The organism is Sphingomonas parapaucimobilis NBRC 15100 (assembly GCF_000787715.1).
In the GTDB taxonomy this organism is placed as follows: Bacteria; Pseudomonadota; Alphaproteobacteria; order Sphingomonadales; family Sphingomonadaceae; genus Sphingomonas; species Sphingomonas parapaucimobilis.
This window is the reverse complement of sequence record NZ_BBPI01000050.1, coordinates 1-6,410: the sequence shown is the minus strand read 5'-3', so window position 1 is coordinate 6,410 and position 6,410 is coordinate 1. Positions and strand designations below refer to the sequence as shown.

Below are 6,410 nucleotides of genomic sequence, written 5' to 3'. Positions count from 1 at the left end.
CGGACCGGCCATGCCCCTCCACCACGCCCTCCGGGCGCGGTCCCCCTCCCCATCGCAGATGGGGAGGATTGGGTGAGTCTTGGTAGCCTGCCGTTGTTCGTCCGGCTGAACGGCCGTCCGGTCATTCTGGTCGGCGAGGGCGAACCGGCCGAGGCCAAGCGCCGCCTGCTCGACCGCGCGGGCGCGCAGGTCGTCGGCGAAGACGCCCAGGCCGCACTCGCCATCGTCGCGATCGAGGATGAGCACGAAGCGCAAGCCGCCATCGCCCGGCTGAAGGCGCGCGGCGTGCTGGTCAATGCGGTCGACCGCCCGGCGGCGTGCGACTTCACGCTGCCCGCCATCGTCGAGCGCGGCCCCGTGATCGTCGCGATCGGCACCGGCGGCGTGTCGGCGGGACTCGCGGCGGCGTTGCGCCAGCGACTGGAGACGTTGCTCCCTGCCGGGTTGGGCAGGTTGGCCGAGGGGCTTTACGCGGCCCGTAGCGCCTTGCGCGCGCGCTTCCCCGACGGTGCGGAACGGCGGCGCGCGATCGGGGCGGCGCTGTCGCCCGGCGGGGCGCTCGATCCGCTGGCAGGACAAACCGATGTCGCGGGTTGGCTGGTGCAGGCCGACCGTCCGGCGGCGAGGGTCGAGGCGTTCGTCCTGACCTCGACCAATCCCGACGACCTTACCCTGCGCCAGGCGCGGGCGCTGGCGGCGGCCGACCGGGTCTATCACCGCGCCGATGTGCCGCCCGCGATCCTCGACCGGGCGCGTGCCGACGCGGTCCGGATCGAAAGCGACGCGCTCCCGGCCGAGCCGGGGGAGGGGCAGATCGTCGACCTGGCCATGGGCCGCGGCGCATGACCGGCTTCGCCTATGGCATCGATAGCGGCAAGGCCGAGGCGATCCCGATCCGCGAGGCGGTGGATGCCAAGGCACGGCTGGTCTGGGTGCATCTGGAGACCAACGACGCGGTGGCGCAGCGCTGGTTGCGCGATTCCGCGCATCTCGCCGATTATGTCATCGACGCGCTGACCGCCGCCGAAACCCGCCCGCGCTGCGAGGCGGTGGGCGAGGGGGCGTTCCTGAACCTGCGCGGCCGCAGCAGCCAGCCGCTCGACGGGTCGGACATGCTCGCCTCGGTGCGGATCTGGGCGGTGAAGGGTCGGGTCTATTCCGTGACGCGCCGCCCGCTGCTGGCGGTCGATACGGTGCGCAAGGAGGTCGAGGGCGGCACCATCGCCGATCCGGGCGACCTGATCACCGCCTTCGCCACCGCCATCACCAACGACCTCGACCCCGATGTCGCGGGCCTGGGCGACGAGTTGGACAGTTGCGAGGAGCAGCTGGACGAACATCGCGTGTTCCAGCTGCGCCGCACGGTCAGCCGGGTGCGCGTCGCCGCGATCGGCTATCGCCGCTTCCTCAGCCCGCAGCGCGCCGCGCTGGAGAAGCTGGCGGCGCTGCCCGGCGACTGGCTGGGGGATGACGACCGGTTGCACCTCTCCGCCGCGGCCGACCGCGCCGCGCGCATGGCCGAGGAACTGGAATCGATCCGCGAACGCGCCGCGCTGGTCCACGAAACGCTGACCGACATGCGGGCCGAGCAGATCGACAATCGCGCGCTCGTCATCTCGATCGTGGCGATGGTGTTCCTGCCGCTGACCTTCATCACCGGGCTGTATGGGATGAACGTCAAGAACCTGCCCTATGCCGAGGAGCCCTGGGCGTTCGATGCGATCCTGGGCACGTGCGCGCTGATCGCGGCGGGGATCGTGATCTATTTCGTCCAGAAACACTGGTTCCGGCGGTAAGGCACACCGTTTTCCGTACCCAGCCGCCTTTCGCGCCGAGCGAATTCGAAGCGCACCCCCGGCACGTCGCCGAGTCGCTCGGGAAACCCCTGGCCTTCGACTTCGCTCAGGCTGAACGGCGTGAGGGATACGCCTGAGCGTTAAGGCATGATGCCATCAGCTTGATCCACCCCTCCCCTTCAGGGGAGGGGCAGGGGGTGGGGCGTTTCCGCAAACGCGGGGCCTGTAGCGATGCCCCACCCCAACCCCTCCCCTGAAGGGGGCTGGCTTGGTGCGATCCCATGTCATCATGCTCTAATTCTTGCCCTTCGGCGCGTTCATCTTGCGAACGGTTTCCCATGCCTCCGCGATGTCGGCGATGCTCGCCGCGACGTTGCGGAAGATCTGCGCGTCCTGGCCCAGCGAGGCGTCCACGATCTGCTTGCGGGCGCCGCCATAGAGGCGGGCGAAGGTGATCGACATATCGCCGCCATTCTCGAAATCCAGGCCCGCCTCCAGTGCGAACAGGATGGCGGTGGCGCGGGTCACCCGCTCGCTCTTGCGTGCGAGTTGGCCATGCTCGGTCGCCCAGGCGGCCGAACGGAGCGCGGAGATCAGTTCCTCGTAGAGCAGCTGCACCAGCGCGGGGCCGTCGGCCATGGCGGTGCGGCCGACCACGTCGATCTGGCGATAGACGGCGGCGGGATCGGTCAGAAGGGCGGAGGCATAGGTCATATCAGTTGCTCTTCGTCCACATCTTGACCTGCTGATCCATGAGACCCTGTGCCGATTTGTACGCCGAGACGCGGCTGTTCATCGCCGCGAAGCGCGCGGTCAGCGCGTCGCTGGCCCGTTCGCGATTGTCGGACAGGCGACTCTGCTGATCCGCCAGATCCTTCTGCGCCTGTGTCAGGTTGCTGTACGAGGCGGTCAGGCCATAGACGCTGCTGGTCGCCGACAGCTGGATGCTGTTCATCCGCGCCGACAGGCCGATCAGATTGTCGCCGCTGGACTGGAACATCTTCTCGACGGAATCCGGATAGGTCGACAGCGCCTTGGCCAGCTGCGTCTGGTCGATGGTCAGCGTGCCGTCCTTCTCGGTCCTGACGCCCAGATCGGCCAGGGTCTTGGGGCCGAGATCGACGTCGCTGCCGGGCACCAGCTTGGTCGTGGTCAGCGTGCGCATCGTCTGGGCCAGCGAACGTGCGGCGGGATCGGCGCGCAGATCGCCCGTGATCGGGTCGATCGCCTTGTTCAGCGCGGTCATATTGTCGTTATAGGTCGAGACGAAGTTGGACACGACGGTGCTGAGCGCCGCGCTGGGGCTGGAGCCGGTCAGCGACAGCGGCTTGGTCGACACCGCGGACAGGGTCATGTTCACCCCGGGCACCAGGTCGTTGACGCTGTTGCTCGCCCGCTCGACGGTGACGCCGTCCATCGTGATGCTGGCATTGGCGGCGGTCGAGGACGTGGCGGTCCCGGTCGCCCCGTTGCCGACGTTCAGCCGGGCGAGCCCCGCCGTATCGCCCTCGGTCGCGGTGATGGTGAAGCTGTTGTCCTTGCCGCTGGCCCCGGTGAAGGACAGGAAGGCATTGCCGCCCGCATCGGTGACGACCGATGCCGTGATGCCGGTATTCGCGGCATTGATCTTGGCCGCCAGCAGGTCCGGCGTCGAGTCGTCGGCGCCGAACGACACCGATACGGCATCCTTCGACCCGACCTTGATCGACAGGCTGCCGGTGCCCAGCGAGGCCGTCTTGGAAAAGGACGCCTTCGTCGAGGAGACCTGCGCGCTGGCCAGCGCATTGACGGTGATCGACTTGGACATGCCCGACAGCTTGGCGCCCGCCGCCGTCGTCACGCTCATGGTCGAGGGGTCGGAGCTGGTCGCCTGGGTCGCGAGCGTTCCCCCGCTCGCCAGCGAGGCCAGCGCGGAGGCGAAATCGGTGATCGCGCTCTTGATCGACGACACGACCGAAATCTTTGAGGTCAGCGTGTCGGCCTGCGCCTTGAGCGCCGCGGTCTTGACGGCGAACTGCGCCTCGATCAGCGAGGGGACGACCGTCGACAGGTCGATGCCCGAACCCGCCTGCAACGAGTTGAACAGCTGCTGGGCGGCGGTCTTCGTCGCATTCTGCGCCGCGTTGCTCGCGTTCGCCGAACTGGACGAGGATGTGGAGGAGGTCGTCGTGCTATTGGACGATGTGCTCGAGGAAACGGTGGTCATCGACGATACTCCGGCGCGCGCTTGCCATGCTTAACGGCCGCCGGCCGTCGGGCTTTAGGGGGATGCGACGAATGGCGCAGGGCGATACGCATCATGGCTGTTCGACGCCGTTCTCGTCGAAGCGGGCGCCCACCGGCACCTCGACGGGCGGCTGCGACGTACCGCCCGCGCCCGCATTGAGGCCGAAGACGAAGGCGAGGACGACGGCGATCGCTTGGTACAGGTCGGCGCGCACCTCCTGCCCCTCGCGACTGGTGTAATAGACGGCGCGGGCGAGCTGCGGATATTCCAGCACCGGCGTCTCCAGCTCGGCGGCCAGTTCGCGAATGGCCAGCGCGGTCGCGCCGCGTCCCTTGGCGACGACCACCGGCACCTCGTCCTGCCCCCGGTCGTAGCGCAGGGCGACGGCGAAATGGGTCGGGTTGGTCAGGATGACATGCGCCTCCATGACCGCCGCGCGCACCGCCCGGCGCGACATCTCGCGCTGCTTGCCGCGGATATGCGCCTTGGCCTCGGGATTGCCTTCGCTTTCCTTATGCTCGTCCTTGACCTCCTGCTTGGTCATCTTGAGCTTGGAGAACAGCTGGATGATCTGGATCGGCACGTCGAACCCGGCGATCAGGATCAGGCCGAAGCCCATGACCAGCAGAATGGTGATGAAGGTGCCGCCCAGCGATCCGATCGCGCCGTTCAGGTCCGACTGCGCCAGTCCCAGGGTGGCGTGCGACGACTTCCACAGCATATAGGCGCCCAGCGCACCGAGCAGCACGACCTTGAGCAGCGACTTGCCCAGCTCGATCCAGCCATGCGTGCCGAAGATGCGCTTCAGGCCCGAGGCGGGGTTCAGCTTGGACGGCTTGGGCGCCATCGCCTTGGGATTGAACTGGAGCGAGCCGAGACCCGCCTGCGACGCGATGGTCGCGACGATCGTGACCGCGAACAGCGAGGCGAGCGAGGGCCACAGCTTGCCCCCCGCCTCCAGCAAGGGGCGGAACGGTTCGAAATCCTCGACATCGGCATGGGTGAACTGGAAACTTGTCGCCATCACCGCCTTGCACGCGCCCAGCAAGGTGGGGCCTGCGAACATCAGCCAGGCGATGCCCGCCATCATCACCAGGGCCGCCGCCAGGTCGCGGCTGCGCAGGATCTGCCCGTCCTCGCGCGCCTTGTCGCGGCGCTTCTGGGTTGGGGCTTCTGTCTTTTCGCCGCCCTCCGACATCAGCCGATCACCAATGTCTCGGTGGCGGCCAGCGCCTCGCGGATGATGACGAGCATGTAGTCACCCATCGCCGGGAAGGCGACGGCGATGGTGATGACGCCGATGGTCAGCGCGGCGGGCATGCCCACCGAGAAGAGGTTGAGCGAGGGCGCGGCGCGGCTCATCATCCCCATGACGAGGTTCAGGCAGAGCAGCAGGAAACCGACCGGCAGCGCCAGCAGCAGCCCGGCGAGAAAGGCATAGCCGCCGAACAGCGCGATCGCCTTGAACTGTGCCGGGGTCATCCAGGCCTGTCCGGGCGGCAGCGCCTCATAGCTTTTCACGATCGTCTCGACGAGGACGAGGTGCCCGTCGACCGACAGGAACAACAGCGTCAGCATGACGGTGAAGAACTGGCCCAGCGCCTGGCTCGACCGGCCGTTGAGCGGATCGACCGTCGTGGCGAAGTTGAGCCCCATCGACCCGCCGATCAGCTCGCTGGCGACCAGCGGCGCGGTAAAGGCGATCTGGAGGATCAGGCCCAGCGCCAGACCGACGATCGCCTCGCCCGCGACGGACATGATGGTGGGGACCGAGAAGATGACGGGCGGCGGCACGACCGGATGGACCGAGTTCACCAGAAAGGCGATCGCACCCGCCAGGCTGACCCGCACGGGCAGGGGGATCGACACCGCGCCGAACACGGGCGCGGTGATGAAGGCGGCCCCGATGCGGATCATCAGGAACAGGATCGCCCAAGCCTGCGGCTCGATCGAGAGGCCGAAGCCGAGCATGGTTACTTCACGAGATCGGGAATACGCTCGAACATGCTGACCATGAAGTCGCTGAGCAGCCCAACGATCAGGCTGCCGAAGATCAGGATCGAGACGGCGACGACGATCAGCTTCGGGACGAACGACAGCGTCTGTTCGTTGATCGAGGTCGCGGCCTGGATCATGCCGATCACCAGACCCGAGACGAGCACGGGCACCAGGATCGGCGCCGCGGCGAGCGCCAGCACCCACATGCTCTGATTGGCCAGCGTCAGGAAATATTGGGCGTCCATGATGCGGTCTTTGATCCCGAATGGGTGAGGTTTTCCCGTGGCCTTCGACTTCGCTCAGGCTGAACGGGTTATGCCGCGAAAATGGTTAACGAAGACCTGCATTTCCCGGCCGTTTACGCCGAGTGAAGTCCTCCTGGAGTCGAA

Annotated in this window: 7 protein-coding genes; 2 read left to right on the top strand and 5 right to left on the bottom strand. The window is 67.4% G+C overall.

The window, feature by feature from the left end; genetic code table 11:
- Window positions 1-72 precede the first annotated feature (72 nt).
- Together SP5_RS09275 and SP5_RS09270 are read left to right on the top strand one after the other, a co-directional pair.
- The gene (locus SP5_RS09275) at window positions 73-846 is read left to right on the top strand and encodes a precorrin-2 dehydrogenase/sirohydrochlorin ferrochelatase family protein (RefSeq protein ID WP_042487421.1); all 774 of its coding nucleotides are present in this window, start codon (window positions 73-75) and stop codon (window positions 844-846) included.
- Window positions 843-1,796: a zinc transporter ZntB gene (locus SP5_RS09270; RefSeq protein WP_042487418.1), complete on the top strand. Its 954-nt coding sequence runs from the start codon at window positions 843-845 to the stop codon at window positions 1,794-1,796. The genes SP5_RS09275 and SP5_RS09270 overlap by 4 nt, the downstream gene beginning before the upstream one ends.
- 294 nt (window positions 1,797-2,090) lie before the next feature.
- Here the strand turns inward: SP5_RS09270 and fliS are convergent, their stop codons facing one another.
- The 5 genes from fliS to fliQ form a co-directional block, all read right to left on the bottom strand.
- Window positions 2,091-2,510: a flagellar export chaperone FliS gene (gene fliS / locus SP5_RS09265; RefSeq protein ID WP_042487415.1), complete on the bottom strand. Its 420-nt coding sequence runs from the start codon at window positions 2,508-2,510 to the stop codon at window positions 2,091-2,093.
- A gap of 1 nt (window position 2,511) precedes the next feature.
- Window positions 2,512-4,002 carry a flagellar filament capping protein FliD gene (fliD, locus tag SP5_RS09260; protein WP_042487414.1) on the bottom strand — a complete coding sequence of 497 codons (1,491 nt, stop codon included), beginning with the start codon at window positions 4,000-4,002 and terminating at the stop codon, window positions 2,512-2,514.
- A 91-nt stretch (window positions 4,003-4,093) separates the two neighbouring features.
- Entirely contained in the window at window positions 4,094-5,221 is a 1,128-nt protein-coding gene (locus tag SP5_RS09255) for an EscU/YscU/HrcU family type III secretion system export apparatus switch protein (protein ID WP_042487412.1), read from the bottom strand.
- A complete protein-coding gene (gene fliR, locus SP5_RS09250) occupies window positions 5,221-5,994 on the bottom strand; it encodes a flagellar biosynthetic protein FliR (RefSeq protein ID WP_042487409.1) in 774 nt (257 codons plus the stop codon). The genes SP5_RS09255 and fliR overlap by 1 nt, the downstream gene beginning before the upstream one ends.
- 2 nt (window positions 5,995-5,996) lie before the next feature.
- A complete protein-coding gene (gene fliQ, locus SP5_RS09245; protein ID WP_042487406.1) occupies window positions 5,997-6,266 on the bottom strand; it encodes a flagellar biosynthesis protein FliQ in 270 nt (89 codons plus the stop codon).
- Between the last annotated feature and the right edge of the window lie 144 nt (window positions 6,267-6,410).